16 protein-coding genes and 1 pseudogene are annotated in these 18,884 nt (G+C 75.1%); 10 read left to right on the top strand and 7 right to left on the bottom strand.

The features are described 5' to 3' along the window. Positions 1 to 12: 12 nt before the first annotated feature. Positions 13 to 753, bottom strand: a complete 741-nt coding sequence (locus AC067J_RS05720) for an ArsR/SmtB family transcription factor (protein WP_478296704.1) — start codon at positions 751 to 753, stop codon at positions 13 to 15. A 229-nt stretch (positions 754 to 982) separates the two neighbouring features. Between AC067J_RS05720 and AC067J_RS05715 the strand changes: the two genes are divergently transcribed. From AC067J_RS05715 to mug, 7 genes are all read left to right on the top strand, one after another. Next, complete coding sequence (locus AC067J_RS05715; protein WP_478296703.1) at positions 983 to 2,434, top strand: MFS transporter; 1,452 nt, start codon at positions 983 to 985, stop codon at positions 2,432 to 2,434. A gap of 298 nt (positions 2,435 to 2,732) precedes the next feature. Continuing rightward, positions 2,733 to 4,481, top strand: a complete 1,749-nt coding sequence (gene gadC / locus AC067J_RS05710; RefSeq protein ID WP_478296702.1) for a glutamate/gamma-aminobutyrate antiporter GadC — start codon at positions 2,733 to 2,735, stop codon at positions 4,479 to 4,481. Continuing rightward, positions 4,478 to 4,915 (top strand): hypothetical protein, encoded by a 438-nt coding sequence (locus AC067J_RS05705; RefSeq protein ID WP_478296701.1) that lies wholly within the window; start codon positions 4,478 to 4,480, stop codon positions 4,913 to 4,915. The genes gadC and AC067J_RS05705 overlap by 4 nt, the downstream gene beginning before the upstream one ends. A gap of 81 nt (positions 4,916 to 4,996) precedes the next feature. Beyond that, complete coding sequence (locus tag AC067J_RS05700) at positions 4,997 to 6,349, top strand: M20/M25/M40 family metallo-hydrolase (protein WP_478296700.1); 1,353 nt, start codon at positions 4,997 to 4,999, stop codon at positions 6,347 to 6,349. Positions 6,350 to 6,433: 84 nt separating this feature from the next. Further along, the gene (locus AC067J_RS05695; RefSeq protein WP_478296699.1) at positions 6,434 to 7,552 is read left to right on the top strand and encodes an aminopeptidase P family protein; all 1,119 of its coding nucleotides are present in this window, start codon (positions 6,434 to 6,436) and stop codon (positions 7,550 to 7,552) included. Positions 7,553 to 7,772: 220 nt separating this feature from the next. Then, on the top strand, positions 7,773 to 8,912 hold the full coding sequence (locus tag AC067J_RS05690; RefSeq protein WP_478296698.1) for a phosphatase PAP2 family protein: 1,140 nt from the start codon (positions 7,773 to 7,775) through the stop codon (positions 8,910 to 8,912). Next, positions 8,909 to 9,577, top strand: coding sequence for a G/U mismatch-specific DNA glycosylase (gene mug, locus AC067J_RS05685; protein ID WP_478296697.1), 669 nt, complete (start codon positions 8,909 to 8,911; stop codon positions 9,575 to 9,577). The genes AC067J_RS05690 and mug overlap by 4 nt, the downstream gene beginning before the upstream one ends. A 58-nt stretch (positions 9,578 to 9,635) precedes the next feature. Here the strand turns inward: mug and AC067J_RS05680 are convergent, their stop codons facing one another. Together AC067J_RS05680 and AC067J_RS05675 are read right to left on the bottom strand one after the other, a co-directional pair. Further along, positions 9,636 to 10,301, bottom strand: coding sequence for a response regulator (locus AC067J_RS05680; protein WP_478296696.1), 666 nt, complete (start codon positions 10,299 to 10,301; stop codon positions 9,636 to 9,638). Continuing rightward, the gene (locus AC067J_RS05675) at positions 10,298 to 11,632 is read right to left on the bottom strand and encodes a sensor histidine kinase (RefSeq protein WP_478296695.1); all 1,335 of its coding nucleotides are present in this window, start codon (positions 11,630 to 11,632) and stop codon (positions 10,298 to 10,300) included. Before AC067J_RS05675 ends, AC067J_RS05680 begins: the two co-directional genes overlap by 4 nt. A gap of 317 nt (positions 11,633 to 11,949) precedes the next feature. On the opposite strand from AC067J_RS05675, the gene AC067J_RS05670 reads away from it, so the two are divergent. Beyond that, positions 11,950 to 13,914, top strand: coding sequence for an FtsX-like permease family protein (locus AC067J_RS05670; protein ID WP_478296694.1), 1,965 nt, complete (start codon positions 11,950 to 11,952; stop codon positions 13,912 to 13,914). A gap of 120 nt (positions 13,915 to 14,034) precedes the next feature. Here AC067J_RS05670 and AC067J_RS05665 read toward each other — a convergent pair whose 3' ends face one another. After that, positions 14,035 to 14,952, bottom strand: coding sequence for a LysR family transcriptional regulator (locus tag AC067J_RS05665; protein WP_478296693.1), 918 nt, complete (start codon positions 14,950 to 14,952; stop codon positions 14,035 to 14,037). A 257-nt stretch (positions 14,953 to 15,209) separates the two neighbouring features. On the opposite strand from AC067J_RS05665, the gene AC067J_RS05660 reads away from it, so the two are divergent. Continuing rightward, complete coding sequence (locus tag AC067J_RS05660; protein WP_478296692.1) at positions 15,210 to 16,241, top strand: NADP-dependent oxidoreductase; 1,032 nt, start codon at positions 15,210 to 15,212, stop codon at positions 16,239 to 16,241. 74 nt (positions 16,242 to 16,315) lie between these two features. Here AC067J_RS05660 and AC067J_RS05655 read toward each other — a convergent pair whose 3' ends face one another. Further along, positions 16,316 to 17,194: a sigma-70 family RNA polymerase sigma factor gene (locus AC067J_RS05655; protein ID WP_478296691.1), complete on the bottom strand. Its 879-nt coding sequence runs from the start codon at positions 17,192 to 17,194 to the stop codon at positions 16,316 to 16,318. Positions 17,195 to 17,268: 74 nt separating this feature from the next. On the opposite strand from AC067J_RS05655, the pseudogene AC067J_RS05650 reads away from it, so the two are divergent. Beyond that, positions 17,269 to 17,853 (top strand): annotated as a pseudogene (locus AC067J_RS05650) (FMN-dependent NADH-azoreductase); the annotation flags it as partial. 207 nt (positions 17,854 to 18,060) lie between these two features. Here the strand turns inward: AC067J_RS05650 and AC067J_RS05645 are convergent. Both AC067J_RS05645 and AC067J_RS05640 read right to left on the bottom strand, forming a co-directional pair. After that, positions 18,061 to 18,252, bottom strand: coding sequence for a YccF domain-containing protein (locus AC067J_RS05645; RefSeq protein WP_478296690.1), 192 nt, complete (start codon positions 18,250 to 18,252; stop codon positions 18,061 to 18,063). Positions 18,253 to 18,262: 10 nt separating this feature from the next. After that, positions 18,263 to 18,664 (bottom strand): YccF domain-containing protein, encoded by a 402-nt coding sequence (locus AC067J_RS05640; protein ID WP_478296689.1) that lies wholly within the window; start codon positions 18,662 to 18,664, stop codon positions 18,263 to 18,265. Between the last annotated feature and the right edge of the window lie 220 nt (positions 18,665 to 18,884).

Below are 18,884 nucleotides of genomic sequence, written 5' to 3'. Positions count from 1 at the left end.
TGCGCCCGGCGTTTACGATTCCGTGCCCGGTCGGGTACCGCTCCGAGAGCCGGTCGGCGACGGAGCCGCATCCGACGACGGGTCGGCATCCGACGAGGGAGGGGCATCCCGCGACGGGCCGGAATCCGACGACGGGCCGGCGGCCGGCGGCGAACCGGCGCCCTCCGGCCGGACGGCGTAGAGCAGGGTGAACGCGGTCACCTCCACGGCGCCCTCGTCCCCACTGTGCCCGTCGGCATGCAACTCGTCGAAGACGTCCTTGAGTTGACGGCGGAGCCGGACCAGCCGGTCGGGGCTGACCCGGAGCGTGAAGTGCGAGAACAGCCCGGGGAGCCCGCCCGAGACCTCCGGCGCGGTGGAGAAGTCGACGCGACCGCCGAGCACGTGGTCGCGGAAGTCCCCGCGGAAGCGGTCGATCGCGGCGAGCATCGCGCCGTACGCATCGCCCCGGGCCGGCGAGTCGACCGAGAAGATCCCCGGGGCGAGCCGGACCGATTCCTGGGCCGGGGCGTAGCGGCTCTCGACGATGCCGGAGACCAGCCGGGTGCCGGCGACCCGGACCAGTCCCGCCTTCTCCAACTGCTTGATGTGGCGGTAGAGCTTGGTCTGCGACTCGCCGAGGGCGGCGGCGATCTCCTTGGCGGTGAGGTCGGTGCCGGCGGCGCTCAGGGCGCCGAGGATGCCCAGGCGCAGCGGGTCGGCGAGCGCCTTGAGCGTGGCGACGTCCTCCACGAGGCGTTCCCTGGGCAGCACTCCGGGCACCTCGGCAGGCCCTGAGGCGCCCGGGACGGCGGGGATACCCGGGGCGGCGGGGGCGGCGCCGGCGGCATCGGCAGGTTCGTCAGCGTTCTCGACCACGGCTCCACCCTCGCAGATCGCCGCCGCCCCCGGCAATCAGCATTCACCCTTGCGCGATCGCTCACCTTCGCGTCATCATTCATGAAAAGGTGAATGATGACGCGAAGGTGAGCGTGGGGTGGGCGTGAGCACGGGGACAGCGGGCACGAGCAGGGACGCGAAGGCGGGGACAGGCACTCACACGGGGGCTGACGCGGGAACGGGGACGGGCACGGGCACGGGCACGGAGAGGAGAACGGGCAACGGGACGACGGCCGCCCCCGGAGAGCGGCCCCTCCGCCACCACGAACCCGTCCCGCTCCGCCGCAACTGGCGGTTCCAGGCGCTCTGGGCCGGCCAGGCCTCCGCCACGCTCGGCCTGCAGGTCGCCGACACGGCGTACCCGCTGCTGCTGCTCGCGCTCACCGGCTCGTCCACGCTGGCCGCGGCGTTCGGGGCCCTGCAGATCGGCGCCGCCGTCGTCTTCGGCATCCACGGCGGCTCGGTCGCCGACCGGTACGACCGCCGCCGGGTGCTGATCCTCGCCGACGGCTCCCGGCTGCTCGCCTCCGCGAGCGTCCCGCTGGCGATGGCGCTGGACCGGCTGACCGTCGCGCACGTACTGCTGGTGGCCGTCGCGATCGGCGCGACCATCGCGTACAGCGGTCCGGTCCGGCTGCTCGCGGTGCGCTCGGTCGTCCCGCCGGAGCAGCTGCGGCAGGCGCTGGCGCAGGACGAGGCGCGGATGACCGGTGCGGGGCTGGTCGGGCCGCCACTGGCGGGCTCGCTGTTCGGGCTCGGCCGGGGCGCGCCGTTCGTCGGCACGGCGCTCGCCTCGCTGCTCGCGCTGGCCTCGGCCGTACTGGTCCGCTTCCCGGGCCGGCCGGAGGCGGCGGACACGGACGGCCCCGCCCAGGGCACCTCTCCGCAGGACACCTCCCCGCAGGGCACCACTCCGCAGGGCACCACTCCCCAGTGCGCCCCCTCGAAGAACGGCGCCCTGGCCGGCTTCCGCTACCTGGCCGCCAACGCCTTCCTCCGCCCGACCCTGGCCGTCGTCCTGGTCATCAACGTGGCCTCCACCGCGATGCTCCTGCCGGTGATGGTGGTCCTGCGCGGACAGGGCACGTCGAGCGGCGGGATCGGACTGGCGCTGGCCGGGGAGGCGGTCGGGGCACTGGCCGGCGCCTTCCTGGTGAGCCGGATGCACCGGCTGGCCGGGCCCGGGGTGCTGCTCCTCGCGGTGGCCTGGGTGCTGGTCCCGGCGATCCTCGCACCGCTGCTTCCCGGCGGGCCGGCGGTCGTCTTCGCGGCCCTGTTCGTGGTGGGTCTGGGGATACCGACGCTGCGGGTGATGATCGACCTGCTGGTGTTCCGCCAGGTGGCGGACGCGCTGCGCGGACGGGTGATCGCCGCGACCATGACGCTGTTCACCGTCGGCATGCCGGCCGGGATGGTCGGCAGCGGCCTGCTGCTGGACCACGTCTCCCCCGCGGCGGCGCTCGGCTCGGTGGCCGGTCTGCTGGTCCTCGCCCTGGTGCCCGCGACGGCCGGGCGGACGCTGCGCCGGGCGGTCTGGCCGTCCGAGCAGCCCTGAGCCGCCCGCCGGGGGCCGGAGCCCGGCCCTCGGCCCAGCCCGAGCCGGCCCCCGACCTGGGGCCCGGGCCCGAGAACCGGGTCCGGGCCCCCGCCCCGAGCCGGCCCCGAAACCGGACGGCCGTTCGGCCAAACTCCTCCGCACACCCCTGACAGTCGATCACCCGTGCGGGTGCACGCCACATGCGGCACCCCCGGCAACCGGGTGAACTGACCGGGTACGGCCCGCCCGGGGCCACCCCGGACCAGTCCGCTGGACCGGCCCCCGGACCAGACCCGTCGGGCCCCGAGGAGGACTCATGAGTTCGATGGACGTGCCCTCGTCCGGTCGCGGCAGTCCCGGTACGGGCAGCCCGGGCGGTACGGGCAGCCCGGGCGGTTCGGGGCCGGGCGGGGCCGGAACCGGCCCGGCCGCCCGGCAACGCACCGGCGCGGTGGCGACCAGGCTCGCGAGCGCGCCCCGGATGTCCTGGCTGACCCTCGCGCTGATGACCACCAGCTCGGTGGCCAGTCTCCGCGCGGCGCCGACCATGGCGGTCTACGGCCTGGCCTGCGTCTTCCTCTACCTCCTCCCGGCGGTCGTCTTCCTGATGCCGACCGCGCTGGTCTCCGCCGAACTGGCGTCCGGCTGGGAGGGCGGCGTCTACCGCTGGGTGTCGGAGGGCCTGTCGAAGCCGCTCGGCTTCCTGGCCGTCTGGTGCCAGTTCGCGATGACGATCTTCTACTACCCGTCGCTGCTCGCGTACGTGGCCTCGACCATCGCCTACGTGATCAATCCGGCCCTGGCCAGCAACGGCCTGTACACCGCGATCGTGATCATGGTCCTGTACTGGACCGGCGTCTGGGTCTCCGCGCGCGGCACCAAGGCGGTGGCCGGCCTCTCCTCGATGGGCCTGGTGATCGGCACCCTGATCCCCGGCGTCCTGCTGGTGGTGCTCGGCCTCGTCTTCCTCGGCCAGGGCAACCCCTCCGCCGCGCCGATGAACGCCGCGCACATCTTCCCGCAGTGGACCGGCCTGGCCAGCCTGGTGCTGATCGTCAACAACTTCCTCAGCTACTCCGGCATGGAGATGAACGCGGTGCACGTCTCCTCGCTCCGCGACCCGGCCAAGGAGTTCCCGCGGGCGATGTTCACCGCCTCCGGCATGGTGCTGGCGATCTTCATCCTGCCGGCGCTGGCGATCAGCTGGGTGGTGCCGTCCTCCGAACTGAGCCTGACCGCCGGCGTGATGCAGGCCTTCGACTCCTTCTTCCAGTACTTCCACATCAGCTGGCTCACCCCGGTGATCGCGGTGGCGCTGGTCTCCGCCTCGCTCGGCGGCATGCTCGCCTGGCTGGCCGGGCCCTCCAAGGGCCTGCTGATGATCTCCCGGCAGGAGGGCTACCTGCCGCCGTTCCTGCAGCGGCTCAACAGGGAGGGGGTCCAGCAGAACCTGCTGGTCACCCAGGGTGTGGTCACCACGATCATCGCCCTGGCGTACGCGCTGATCCCGAACGTCTCCAGCGCCTACTGGATCTTCTCGGTGATCACCACGCAGGTGTACCTGATCGTCTACCTGCTGATGTTCACCGCCGCGATCCGGCTGCGCCGCACCCAGCCCGACCACCCGCGCGGCTACCGCGCGCCGGCGCTGGTGCCGATCGCGGTGACCGGGCTGCTGTCCTCGGCGGCCGCGATGGCGATCGGCTTCGTGCCCTCCTCGCAGTTCGGCAGCGGCTCGGTCTGGTCGTACGTCGCGATCGTCGGCGGCGGACTGGCCCTGCTCGGGCTGATCATCCCGTACCTGTTCCTGCGGCTGCGCAAGCCGGAGTGGCGCTCGCCCGAAGCCCAGGCGGAGCTGGCCGAGATGGAGGCCGCCGAGCGGGCCAACGCCGCCATGCACTCCGACGGCGGCCCCGGCGCACCGAACGCACCGGGCGCACCGAACGGACCGAAGGACCCCGGCAGCCCGGACGAACCCCGCCGTCCCGGTGGCTCCGACGGCCCCGGTGGACCAGGCGGCCCCGCCGGACCGAGCAGCGGCGACACCCCCGGAGGAACGTCATGACCCGCAGCCTGATGGCCTCCCGGCACCGCTGGATCTACGTCGGCGCGATCGTCCTCCTGGTCGCCATGCTGGTCACCGGCCTGCTGACCTACTCCCAGCTGAAGTCCACCAACGAGGCCAACCGGAAGGCCCAGCAGCTCTCCGAGGCGCTCTCCGCGGCCGGCTACCCGGTGCCGTCGCAGAGCCAGATCGTGCACACCCTGGGCGAGGACGGCGGCGCCGTCTGCGAGGACCCGGCCCACGCGCTGACGCAGGCGCAGTGGACGTACGGCATGTCCAACGGCGCGGGCGGCCCCGGCCAGCGCCCGGTGCTCTCCGACCGCGAGGTGGTCCTCGCCGAGACGATCGTGCTCTCGGTCTACTGCCCGGACAAGCTCGCCGCCATCAAGGACAAGATCGACGACCTCAAGCTCCACGACACCGTGCGCAACTGACGGCCTGCCCCGCCCGGCACCGCCGCCCCCGGGCCGCATCGGCGGCCGGCCGCCCCACCCGCCCCGGAAGGAGCCGTACCCATGACCGACGAACTCGCCCGCCGCATCGCCGCCCTGATGCCCCGCGCCAAGACCGACCTGGCCGAGCTGGTCGCCATCCCCTCCGTCGCCGACCCCCGCCAGTACCCGCCGGAGAAGTGCCGCCAGGCCGCCGAGTGGGTCGCCGCCGCCTTCACCGAGGCCGGTCTGCGCGACGTCCACCTGGAGGAGACCCCGGACGGCAGCCACGCCGTGGTCGGCCACCGCCCGCCCCCGCCCGGCGCGCCGACCGTCCTGCTCTACAGCCACTACGACGTCCAGCCCCCGCTCGACGACGACGCCTGGACGTCCCCGCCGTTCGAGCTGACCGAGCGCGACGGCCGCTGGTACGGGCGCGGCACGGCCGACTGCAAGGGCAACATCGTCATGCACCTCACCGCGCTGCGGGCCCTCGGCGACGACCTCCCGGTCGGCATCAAGCTGGTCGTGGAGGGCTCGGAGGAGCAGGGCACCGGCGGCCTGGAGGCCTACGTGCCGCCCCACGCGGGCGAGTTGCACGCCGACGCCCTGCTGGTCTGCGACACCGGCAACGCGGCGGTCGGCGTACCCACCGCCACCACCTCCCTGCGCGGCCTCACCAACGTGGTGGTCACCGTCTCCGCGCTCAAGGGCGACGTGCACTCCGGCATGTTCGGCGGCCCGGCGCCGGACGCGCTCGCCGCGCTGATCCGCGTCCTCGACACACTGCGCGACGCCGACGGCGGCACCCGGGTCGACGGCCTGGACTGCACCGGTAGCTGGAGCGGCGTCGGCTACGACGAGCAGCAGTTCCGCACCGACGCGGGCGTGCTGGACGGCGTCCGGCTGACCGGCTCCGGCAGCGTCGCCGACCGGCTCTGGGCCCGCCCGGCGGTCACGGTGCTCGGCATCGACTGCCCGCCCGTGGTCGGCTCCGCGGCCGCCGTCCCGGCGACCGCCCGGGCCCGGGTCAGCCTCCGCGTCCCGCCCGGCACCGACCCGCACGCCGCCCAGGACGCGCTCACCGCGCACCTGAAGGCCGCCGCGCCCTGGGGGGTGCGCCTCGAAGTGGCCCCGGAGAGCACCGGCTCGCCGTTCCGGGCCTCCACCGGCGGGCCCGCGTACGCGGCGCTCGACAAGGCCATGCAGGAGGTCTACGACCGGCCGATGTCCTTCCTCGGCCAGGGCGGGTCGATCCCGCTCTGCAACGTGTTCGCCCGGACCTTCCCGGAGTCGGAGATCATCCTGATGGGCGTCGAGGAGCCGCGCTGCCTGATCCACGCGCCCAACGAGAGCGTCGACCCCGGCGAGATCGAGCACATGGCCAACGTCGAGGCGCTGTTCCTCAGGCACTACGCCGACTCGTCCCGGCCGTGATGAAGTCGACGCGGACCCGGCCGGCACGGGCCTGACCGCCCCGGCACCGGCCCCAGAGCGTTCGCCCTCACCAGGAGACCTCACATGCCCCGACCGTTCACCACCGAGGACTACCGCGCCCGCCTCGACCGGGCGACCGCGTCCGCCACCGCCGCCGGACTGGCCGGCCTGGTCGTCGCCCCCGGTCCCGACCTCGTCTACCTGACCGGCTACCAGCCCACCGCGATCACCGAACGCCTGACCGCCCTCGTCCTCACCGCCGGACGCGAGCCGGCCCTGGTCGTCCCCGCCCTGGAACGCCCGGACGCCGAGAAGGCGGCCGGCGCGCCCGCCGTCCGGCTGCTCGACTGGACGGACGGCCAGGACCCGTACGCCACCGCCGTGCCGCTGCTCGACGGGGCCGGCCGGTACGGCATCTCCGACAACGCCTGGGCCATGCACCTGCTCGGCCTCCAGGCGGCCCTGCCCGGTACGGGCTGGACCTCGCTCACCGAGACCCTGCCGATGCTCCGCGCCGTCAAGGGCCCGGACGAGCTGGAGCGCCTCGCCGCGGCCGGCGGTGCCGCCGACGCCGCCTACCGGGGCATCCTGGAGGTCGACTTCGCCGGACGCCGGGAGACCGACGTCGCCGCCGACCTCAGCGCGCTGCTCATCCAGTACGGGCACAGCCAGGTCGACTTCACCGTGGTCGGCTCCGGGCCCAACGGCGCCAACCCGCACCACGAGGCCGGCGACCGGGTCATCGGGACCGGCGACACCGTCGTGCTGGACTTCGGCGGGCTCAAGGACGGCTACGGCTCCGACACCACGCGGACCGTGCACGCCGGCACCGACGTCCCGGACGAGGTGCGGAAGGTGCACGGCGTCGTCCGGGAGGCGCAGCAGACCGCCTTCGAGGCCGTCCGGCCCGGGGTGAGCTGCCAGGAGATCGACCGGATCGCCCGCCGGGTCATCACCGAGGCCGGCTACGGCGACCGGTTCATCCACCGCACCGGCCACGGCATCGGGATCACCACGCACGAGCCGCCGTACCTGGTCGAGGGCGAGGAGCAGCCGCTCGTGCCCGGCATGTGCTTCTCGATCGAGCCGGGCGTGTACCTCCCGGGCCGGTTCGGGGTGCGGATCGAGGACATCGTGACGGTCACGGAGCACGGCGGGCGGCGGTTCAACAACACCCCGCACGAGCTGGGCATCGTGTCCTGACCGCTCCGCTCCGGGCGCGGCCCCGCCCCCGGGCGGCCGCCCCGGAGCACCACCGGTTTCCGGAGCACCGCTTCCGGGAGCGCCGCTTCCGGGAGCGCCGGTTCCGGAGCACCGGTTCCGGAGCACCGTTCCGCCGCACGGGGCATTTCTGAGGTGTTCCTGGAAGGACGGCCGTTCGCACCGAGAGTTCTCCAAGAATGCCTTGCTAGCTTCGACCGGCATGACCAGAATGCTCCGCGCGGCGCCGCCGACCACTCCCGCGAGCGCCGGGCGGCTGCGTCCGGCGACCGGCTCCCGGACCGGCGCCCGCCCCGGCGTCCTGTCCCGGATCCGCCTGCTGGCGTGGCCGCTCTACCTGCTCGCCCTGCTCTGGTACGTCCGCGCCTACGGGCTGCCGTACTCCAACGACGTGGTGTTCCTCTGGCTGATCGGCGCGCTGCTGGCCGCCGCCGTGCACAGCGGCCACGGCCCGCGCGGCTTCCTCCTCGTGCTGCGCGACTGGATCCCGGTGATGGCCGTCGTCTGGACGTACTCGCTGCTGCGCGGCTACGGCGCGCACACCCCGTGGGGGCCGTACCTGTGGCCGCAGCAGCGGGCCGACGAACTGATGGGCCTGGGTGAGACCCTGACCGTCCGGCTCCAGCACGGGCTGTACACGCCGGGCTCGCCGCACTGGTACGACTACGCGGCGGTCGCCGTCTACATGTCGCACTTCTTCCTGGTCTTCGTCGTGCTCGCGGTGCTCTGGCGCCGCCGCCACGACCGGTTCCGGCACCTGCTCACCTGCTACCTCGCGCTGACCTTCGCCGGCTTCGCGACGTACATCCTCTACCCGGCCGTCCCGCCGTGGCTCGCTTCCCAGGAGGGCCACCTGCCGGCGCTGACCCGGGTGGTGTCGGACGTGCTGACGGAGAGCGGGCTGCCCCGGGCCGGGTCGATCTTCGAGAACGGCAGCCGGTTCGCCAACGACGTCGCCGCGATGCCCTCGCTGCACTCGGCGTACCCGGCGATGCTGCTGTTCTTCTTCTGGCCGACGGCCTCCCGCCCGCTGCGGGCGCTACTGGTCGCGTACCCGCTCGCGATGACGTTCACCCTGGTGTACGGCGCGGAGCACTTCATCGTGGACGTGTTCGTCGGCTGGGCGTACGCGGCGGCGGTGGTCTACGGCGTGCGGTGGCTGCGGACCCGGCGGCGGGCCAGGTCGCTGGCGGCGACCCGCGCGGCGGTCCTGGCCACGGTCGACGCGGAGCCCCGGACCGCGGACCGGACGACGGCCCGGACGGCGGCCCGGACGGCGGAGCGGGTGGCGGACGCCCCGGCGGACGGGGCACCCGCCGGCACCGGCAGACTGGACGAATGACCGAGAAGCCCACCGCTCCGGCGAAGCCCGCGCGGCCCCTGAAGCCGACCGCGGAACAGCTGCTCGCCGCCCGCGACACCACCATCGAGGACGTCGCCGCCCCCGGCCTGCGGGTGCTGTTCTGCGGCATCAACCCCGGCCTCTGGTCGGGCGCCACCGGCCGCCACTTCGCCCGCCCGGGGAACCGGTTCTGGCCCGCGCTGCACCGTTCCGGTTTCACCCCGAGCGAGTTCCGCCCGGAGGAGCAGCGCCGGCTGCTCGCCCTCGGTCTCGGCATCACCAACGTCGCCCCGCGCGCCACCGCCAAGGCGGACGAACTCACCGCCGAGGAACTGCGCGAGGGCGGCGCCGCGCTGACGGCCCGGGTGCTGCGGCTGGAGCCGAAGGTCCTGGCCGTGCTCGGCATCGGCGCGTACCGGACGGCCTTCGGGCGGCGGACGGCGGTGATCGGGCGGCAGGAGGAGTCGATCGGCGGGACCGAGGTCTGGGTGCTGCCCAACCCCAGCGGTCTCAACGCGCACTACACCCTGGACACGCTGGCGGCGGAGTTCGCGAAGCTGCGCGAGGCCGTCGCGCCGGATCCCGCCCCGACGGCGGCTCCGGTGTCGGCTCCGGCCCCGGCGCCGGCCCCGGCGCCGACGGCGCGCCCGGACCGGCCGGCCTGACCGGCGGCACGCCCCGCCCCGCCCCGCTCCGTCCCCGCCCCGCCCCGTCCCGGCCCCGTCACGCCCGGAGGAACTCCAGCACCGCCAGCACCCGGCGGTGCGTCTCCTCGGCGGGCGGCAGGTCCAGCTTCATCAGGATGTTGCCGATGTGCTTGCCCACCGCCGCCTCCGACACCACCAGCTCCCGGCAGATCGCCGCGTTCGACCGGCCCTCCGCCATCAGCGCCAGCACCTCCCGCTCGCGCGGGGTGAGCCGCTCCAGCGGGTCCCGGCGGCGGCGCAGCAACTGCCGGACCACCTCCGGGTCGACCACCGTCCCGCCCGCCGCCACCGTGCCGACCGCAGCCACGAACTCCTCGATCTGGCCGATCCGGTCCTTCAACAGGTAGCCGACGCCCGACCCGTCCCCCGAGTCCAGCAGCTCCGCCGCGTACGACCGCTGCACGTACTGGCTGAGGACGAGCACCGGCAGCCCCGGCCGCCGCTCGCGCAGGGCGACGGCCGCCCGCAGGCCCTCGTCGGTCTGGCCCGGGGGCATCCGGACGTCGGTGACGACGAGGTCCGGCTCGTGCGTGCCGACCGCCGCCCGCAACTCCTCGGCGTCGCCGACCGCGGCCACCACCTCGTGCCCGAACCTCGCGAGCAGGCCGACCAGCCCCTCCCGCAGCAGCACGCCGTCCTCGGCGACCACGATCCTGAGTGCCCCGGCCGTCTGCTCGCTCATCGTCCTGCTCCTCCATCAGCCGGGGCCGGTGCGCAGGGGATCTCCACCCGCACCAGGGTCGGTCCGCCGGGCGGACTGCTCACCGCCAGTGTGCCGTCCACGACCGCGACCCGGTCGGCCAGCCCGGTCAGCCCGCTGCCGCGCGCCGGATCGGCGCCGCCGCGGCCGTCGTCCGCCACCTCGATGGTCAACCACCCGTCGGCGTACCGCCCGTCGACGCTCGCCGTGCCCGCCCCGCTGTGCTTGGCGACGTTGGCGAGTGCCTCGGCGACGGCGAAGTAGCCGGCCGACTCGACCGGCGCCGGCAGCCTCCCCGGCAGCTCGAAGCGGGTGGTGACGGGGATCGGCGAGCGGTCGGCGGCGTCCGCGCAGGCATCCGGCAGGCCCCGGTCGGTGAGCACCTGGGGATGGATTCCGTTGATCAACTCCCGGAGTTCCGCCAGCACTTCACCCGCCTCCCGGTGCGCCTCGGCGAGCCGGGCGGCCAGCGGCCCGTCCGGCGGAGCGTCCAGCCGGGCCAGGCCGAGCGTCATCCGCAAGGCCACCAGCCGCTGTTGGGCACCGTCGTGCAGATCGCGCTCGATCCGGCGCCGCTCCGCCTCGAAGGCATCCACCAACCTGGCCCGGGAGCGCACCAGTTCACCGATCCGCCGGTCCTGCCCGCCCGGACCGAGCACCAGCCGCACCAGCGCCGCGCGGGCCGCCGCCACCACCGCCAGCGGGTAGCCGAGCAGCGGTGCCAGCAGCAGGCCCGCGATCCCGAACAGGCCTGCCACCAGCGGGGAGTGGACCTGCCACAGCTTGAGGACGTTGACCTGCTCGCCGTCCAGCAGGAGCAGCGGCAGCGCGGCCAGCAGGTACCCGGGCACGGCGATCGCGAAGCCGACCACGGCCAGGTCGACCGGCCAGAGCACGGACGCGGCGAGCAGCGTGAACCCGAGCTCCCGCCAGGTCGCCCGCTCGCGGTAGCGCAGCCGCAGCCAGGCCGCCAGGCCCGGGCGGTCGGGGACGAGGTGGGGATCCGGCACCGGGCCCTCCCCCACCAGCCGGACCAGCCGCCGTTCCCAGGCCCCGACCGGCACCCCGGCCAGCGCCAGCGCGGCGAGCAGCGGCAGACCGACCACCAGCACCGCCAGCACCCCGGCGGCCACCCCGGCCACCAGGAGCCCGCCGCAGAGCAGCAGCCCGGTCAGTCCGGTCGCGAGCAGGTACGCCGCCGCCCGCCAGGGCGCCGCCGACCGGAGGAACCCCGGCCGCGTCACCGGCACCCACACACCCACCGGCCGCCCACCACGGCCGCCCACCGCGCCGTCCGTCACGCCGTCCGTCACGCCGCCCTCCCTCCCGCCCCGCCCGCACCGGCCCAGGTCCCGCCCGGGTCCGGCTGCGCCAGCCGCCCACCCTAGGGCGTGCCGGCGCGGCCGTCGGTAGGGCCCGGCCTACCCTTCACCGCCCGGGCGCCGGACGCCGTCGCCGGATCCCGCCGGGCAAGCCCCGCCACTCCCCCGCCAAGCCCCGCCAAGCCCCGCCACTCCCCGCCCCCGGAGGATCCCCGGCGCCGACCCCCTACGGGTAGGGCCCGCCCTACCTCCCGGAGTGGCCCCTGGCCTGCTGACCCGCCCCACCCCGCAGCGGTTCGCTGGACGGCATGAGAATGCTGCGGATCGCGCTCAAGTCCCTGAAGGCACGCTGGACGTCCCTGCTCGGTGCCTTCCTCGCCCTGGCCCTCGGCGTGGCGATGACCGCCGTCATGCTGCTCGGCCTCGCCGCCGCGCTGGGCGCACCCGGCGGCCCCGACGGCGAGGAGCTGGTCTCGCTGGTGGCCGCCCTCGGCACCGCCGGCGGGGTGAGCGTGTTCGTCTCGGCGTTCGTCGTCGCGTCCACCTTCTCCTACGCCGTCGCCCAGCGCCGCCGCGAGCTCGGCCTGCTCCGGCTGGTCGGCGCCACCCCCGCACAGGTCCGGCGCACCGTGCTCGCCGAGACGCTGCTGCTCGGTGCGGCCGCCTCCGCCACCGGCTGCGTGCTCGGCCGGCTCGGCGCGCCGACGCTGCTCCGCCGGCTGGCCGACGTCGGCATGGCCCCGCCCGGTTTCGCCCTCGGCCCGACCGGCTGGCCGCTGCTCGCCGCGTTCTGGACCGGCCTGCTGGTCGCCCTGGCCGGGGTCGCCGTGGCCGCCCGCCGGGCCGGACGGGTCGGCCCGCTGGACGCCCTGCGCGCGGCCGACCTCGACACCGGCGTGCTGACCCTCGGCCGTCTGGTCACCGGTCTCGGACTAGTGCTGACCGCCGCCGTCCTGGCCGTCGCCGCACTCGCCACCGACCCCGTCGACCTGCTGCACCGCAAGACCTACACCACCCAGCCGATGTGGCTGATCTCGGCGTTCGGCCTGCTCTCCCCGCTGTTCGCCCCGCCCCTGGTCCGCGCGCTCGGCCGCCTCGTCCCGGCCCGGTCCGGCGGCTACGCCGGGCGGCTGGTCCGTGCCAACGCCGCCACCGCGCTCCGCCGGACGGGCGCGGTGGCCGCGCCGGTGCTGGTCTCGGTGGCGCTGGCCGGTTCGCTGGCGGGCGCGCTGGACACGGTGAGCGCCGCCCGCTCCGCCGAGGCCCGCGCCCGGACCGCCGCCGACCTGGTCGTCGTCCCCGCCGCCGGCAGCTCGCCCGACGCGCTGACCGCCGCCCTGCGCGCCGTCCCCGGTGTGGCCCTCTCCCCCACCGGGCCCACCCGCCTCTCCCTGGTCGAGCCGGACGGCGTGGTGGTCCGCTCCGAAGCGCGGGTCGCCGACCCGGCCGGGCTCGCCGCCCTCGCCCGGCTTCCCCTGCTGGCCGGCTCCCCGGCCGACCTCGACGACGACTCCCTCGTCCTGCCCGCCGAGTGGGGCCGCACCAAGATCGGGGAGGCGGTCCCGGTGGTCCGGGCCGACGGCAGCCGGACGACCCTGCGGGTGGCCGCCGTCCTGCGCGACGGCCTCGGCGACAACGGCCTGTACGTGACCGCCGCCAACGCGCCGGGCGCCCGGGTCGACCGGATCGAGGTGCGACTGGCCCCCGCCCTCGCCACCGCCCTCGCCACCGACCCCACCGCCGGTCCGGCCGCCGGTCCGGCCACCGACCCGGCCGCCGTCACCGAGCGGGTGCGCGCCGCCGCGCGGCCGTCCGGCGCGACGGTGTTCACCCGCGAGGGCTGGCTCGCCGCCACCGCGCCCGCCAACGCCCGGATGGCCTGGCTGCGGACGGTGCTGGTACTCGGCCTGGCCCTCGTCTACACGGGCATCGCGCTCGCCAACACGATCCTGATGGCCACCGCCGACCGCCGCCGCGAACTGGCCCTGCTCCGGCTGGCCGGCGCCACCCGGGCGCAGGTGGTCCGGCTGGTGACCGCCGAGTCGGTGCTGGTGACGGTGGTCGGCGCGGTGCTCGGCTGCGCGGTCACCGCCGTCCAACTCGGCACCATGCACGGAGCGTTGGCACTGGTCGGCATACCTGCGCCGTGGGCCCTGCCGTGGCGGCCGGTCGGCCTGGTGGCCCTCGGGGCAGTCCTCCTCGCGACGCTCTGCGCCGCTCCGGCCGCCGCCTGGGCACTCCGCTCCCGCCCGGTCACCGCCGCCGCCCGCTGAGCCCGTCCGCTTGCCCGTCCACTGTGCCCACCCACCGGGCCGCAGACCACCCGGGCCACCACCCCCGCCGGGCCGTCGCGCGCCGAACCGTCGCGCGAGCCGCCGGATCCCGCCGGTCCCTCACACCGCCGTCAGCCCGTCCGGCAGGGTGAGACCGCGCAGCTCCCGGATCAGCGCCCGCACCGCCGCCGTGCCCGCCAGCTCCGGCGTCGTCACGTACCCGACGTGCCGACTCGGCGGGTGCGGCCCGAGACCGGTGACGGCCAGTCCGGCCGGGGCTCCGAGCAGGGCGGTCCGGGGCATGATCGCCATCCCCAGCCCCTGGGACACCAGCGAGACGGCCACCGTGTCGTCCTCGACGTCGATGGTCGCGGGCGGGATCCAGTCCTGCCGGTCCCACCAGTCCCGGGTGTACGAGCCGCAGTTCTCGTCCCAGTCGACCAGCGGCAGTCCGCGCGGCGCCGGGTGGCCGGCCGGGTGCACCAGCGCGTACTCCTCCTCGAAGAGCCGGACGGAGAGCAGCCCGGGCACCGGCGGCGGCGCGCTCGCGTCCAGGGTGGCGAGCCCGAGGTCGGCGCGGCCGTCGGCGACCTCGCCGGCCGTGCCGCGCCCGATCTCGCGGACGATCCGGACCTGCGGGGTGAGCCCCGGGTGGCGGGCGGTGAGCCGGGCCAGTACGGGCGGCAGCAGGTGCGCGGCGACGCTGCGGAAGGCGGCGATCCGCAGCGTCCCGGTGACCGCCCCGGCCTGGTTCCCGGCGCCGGCGGCGCGCACCTCCGGACCCATCGCCTCCAGCAGCCGCAGGACCCGGCGGGCGTACGCGACGGCTCGCGCGCCTGCCTCGGTGGGGCGTGCGCCGTGGCGCCCCCGGTCGAAGAGCACCGCACCGAGCTTCCGCTCGCAGGTGCGGACGGCGTGCGAGACGGCGGACTGGCTCGTCCCCAGGCGTGCGGCTGCTGCCGTGAACCCCTTCTCCTCCTCGACCGCGACCAGGACGCGCAGTTCCTGCGGAGCGAGGTCCGGGGCCGGATCACCCATGCCGCTCATCCATACCACTCACTCGATTCCGTCCACCCGTTCCGTCCACCCGTTCCACCAACCCGTTTCGCCCGCCCGTTTCGCCCGCCCGTTTCGCCCGCCCGTGCGCCGCCCCCTGCCGCCGAACCTACCTCCCCACCACCCCATCCATCGATTCCGCTCATGGAACAGGCCCACCCATCACCGCCACCCCCTGCCCACCCCCGCCCCGGCTCCCTACGGTGATCATCACCGCCCCACCGACCCCGGAGCCCGCCATGTCCCGCCCCACCGCCCGCGTCGTCCACCTCGTCTCCCGCCCCACCGGCGCCCCCACCGCCGAGAACTTCACCTTCCTCGACGAGACCGTCCGCCCCCTCGCCGACGGCGAGGCACTGGTCGAGAACGTCTACCAGTCGGTCGACCCGTACATGCGCGAGGAGATGGACGAGACCGGCGGCTGGGAGCTGCACGCCCCGCTGGAGGGCCGGGCCCTCGGCCGGGTGGTCGAGTCCAGGGCACCGGCCCTCCCCGTCGGCGCCCTGGTCCACCACCGCCGCGCCTGGCGCACCCTCTCGGTGGTCACCGCCGCCGAGACGACGGTCCTGCCGGACTTCGCGGGCGTCCCGCTGAGCGCGCACCTCGGCATCCTCGGCGGCACCGGCCTGTCCGCCTGGGTCGGCCTGACCCGGGTCGCCCGCCTCCAGCCGGGCGAGACGGTCTTCGTCTCGGCGGCCGCCGGCGGGGTCGGCACGGCGGCCGGCCGGATCGCCCGCCTGCTCGGCGCCGGCCGGATCGTCGGCAGCGCCGGTTCGCCCGCCAAGGTGAAGCGCCTCACCGAGGACCTCGGCTTCGACGCCGCCTTCGACTACCACGACGCCCCGATCGCCGACCGCCTCCGCGAGGCCGCCCCCGACGGCCTGCACGTCTACTTCGACAACGTCGGCGGCGACCACCTCGAAGCCGCCATCGGCGCCCTGCGCGACCACGGCCGGATCGCCTGGTGCGGCGCGGTGGCGCAGTACGACCACCTGCAGGACCCGCCGCCCGCCCCGCGCAACCTCTTCGACGTGGTCGGCAAGAGCCTGCGGCTGGAGGGCTTCCTGGTCCGCGACCACCTCGACGCCCGCCCCGAGCTGTACGACTTCCTCGTGCCGCACCTGCGCTCCGGCGCGATCGTCCCCGACGAGACAGTCGTCGAGGGCTTCGACCACGTCGTCGACGCCTTCCTCGGCATGCTCCGCGGCGCCAACACCGGAAAGATGATCGTCCGGCTCACCGACACGCCCGCCCGGACGACCAGCCACTGACGAACCACCGCCCAGCCGCCGCCGAACCGACGCCCAGCCGCCCAGCCGCCCAGCCGCCGAACCGACGACGACCGCTAGGGCAGCAGCGCGAGCTCCATCCCCGCGAGCCGCGTCCGGTCCGCGACCACCTCGAAGCCCGCGACCCGCCCGTCCGCCACCGTCATCAGCAGCACCAGCCGGAGCCGCCCGCCCGGCGCGATCGCCACCCCGACCGCCCCGTCCACCAGCACCGGCACGCCGAAGCGCGCCCGCCGCCCGATCACCCTGGTCTCCCGGGCCACGGCGAGCGCCCCGCGCGCCACCGCCGGCCGGCCGGCGGGCAGGGCGGCCGGGTCGGCCCGGCGCACCACGTCCGGCGCCAGGACCGCGAGCAGCGCGTCCAGGTCGCCGCCGCGGGCGGCGGCCAGGAACGCCTCCACCACGGCGCGGTGCCCGGCCGGCGGCACCGGCTCCGCCCCCGCCGTCCCCCGGACCCGCTGCCGGGCGCGGCTGGCCAGCTTCTTCGCCGCCACCGTGGTCCGCCCCACGATCGGCCCGATCTGCTCGAACGGCACCGCGAACCCGTCGTGCAGGACGAACGCGACGCGCTCGGCCGGGCCCAGCCGGTCCAGCACCACCAGCATCGCCCGGCCGACGTCCTCGACCAGCTCCGCCTCCTGCTCGGGCCCCTCCGTCAGCCCCTCCGCCAGCCCTTCCGCCGGCTCCTCCCCGACGAGGTCCTCGGGTCGACCCGCCCGCACCCGCAACACGTCCAGGCAGATCCGCGACACGACGGTGGTCAGCCACCCCGGGAGGTTCGCCACCGCCGCCGCGTCCGCCCGCTCCAGCCGCAGCCAGGCCTCCTGCACGGCCTCCTCGGCCTCCCCCGTCGATCCGAGCATCCGCTGCGCGACCGCCCGCAGCCGCCCCCGCTCGGCCTCGAACCGCACCGCCAGTTCCTCGCGCCCGTCCATCGGTCACCTTTCCTCGCCCGGCCCCGTCACAGGGTTGACGATCCCCGCTCCACCGAGGTGACAAGGAGCCTCTGATGACCACCTCCCCCGTCACCCCCGTCGCCGCTGCCACCCTGCTCCACCTGGACTCCAGCGCGAGCCTGCCCGGCGAGTCCGTCAGCCGCCGGCTGACGGCCCGGTTCGTCCGGACCTGGCAGGCCCGCCACGGCGCCGCCGGCTACCGCCACCGCGACCTCGGCGCCGACCCGGTCCCCCCGATCGGCCCCGCCTACGCCACCCTCGGCATCCGGGTCGAGCGCCACGGAACCGTCCCGCTCGCCGACGTCGGCACCCTCGCCGCGTCCCCCGGCGAACGCCACGAGTGGTCCCTCACCCTCCCCCTGATCACCGAGCTCCGGGCGGCCGGCACCCTGCTGCTGGGGGTCCCGATGTACAACTTCACCGTGCCCGCCGCGCTCAAGGCCTGGATCGACCGGATCACCTTCCCCGGCGCCTTCACCGACCCCGCCACCGGCCGCAGCCTGCTCGCCGCCACCCGCGTCGTCGTGGTCACCGCCCGCGGCGGCGCCTACGGCCCCGGCACCCCGCGCGAGGCCTTCGACTTCCAGACCCCTTACCTTCGCGCGTACTTCGGCAACCTCGGCGTGCCCGCCGAGCACCTGAGCTTCGTCCACGCCGAGCTCACCCGCGCCGACGACGTCCCCGCCCTCAACCCCTACCGCCCGCTCGCGGCCGGTTCCCTCACCGCCGCCCGCAGCACCCTGGCCGCCCTCGCCGCCGCCCGACCCCCGCCGGCCGCCCCCGCACGCGCACGCGACCGGGCCGGCGAAGGCAACGCCCTCGCCGGCCCGGTTCACGCACGTCGGCTACCGGCCGCCCCACGGCTCGTCGGTCGGGACGATCTCGCGGCCCAGCGGCATCAGCGAGACCGGGATCAACTTCAGGTTGGCCCACCCGAACGGAATTCCGATGATCGAGATGAACAGCGCGATGTCGGGACAGCAACGCCCCGGTAAGTCGGATGCCGGGCTCCTGGCACCAGCTTCACGCCTTGCCATGAGCCCGGACTCAACGACCGCCGAACTTCTCGTCGGTGGAGACGATCTCGCGGCCCAGCGGCATGAGGGAGATCGGGATCATCTTCAGGTTCGCCCAGCCGAACGGGATGCCGATGATCGACAAGAACAGCGGGATGCTGGTTGCGATGTGGGCCAGCGCCAGCCACCAGCCGGCGAAGATCAACCAGATCACGTTCCCGATGAAGGACGGCGCACCGGCGTCCGGCCTCTCCACCGTCGTCCGTCCAAACGGCCACAGCACGTACCCGGCGATCCGGAAGGCCGCGATGCCAAACGGAATGGTCACAATAAGGACACAGCAGATAATTCCGGCGATCACATACCCGATGGCCATCCAGATGCCGCAGAAGAGCAGCCAGAGCACGTTGAGCACAAAACCGAGCACCTTCATGGTCTCAGCCTCGCACGGACTGCCTTCGGCGTCTCGCGACCGGACCCGACCGCCTGACGGGAACCAGGACATCCGCGGCGGCAGCGTCAAGCTGCTCAGCGCCGAGGACGGCGGCGCACTGCTGCACGTCATCACCGGTGAGACGGACGGCCACCAAGGCCCCCGTGTCATCCATACCCCGATCACCATGAGCCACGCCTCGGTCAGCCCCGGCCCAGAT

The organism is Kitasatospora sp. NPDC042419, from assembly GCF_056437345.1.
Note: the sequence above shows the minus strand (reverse complement) of the source record. Positions and strands in the feature narration are given on the sequence as shown.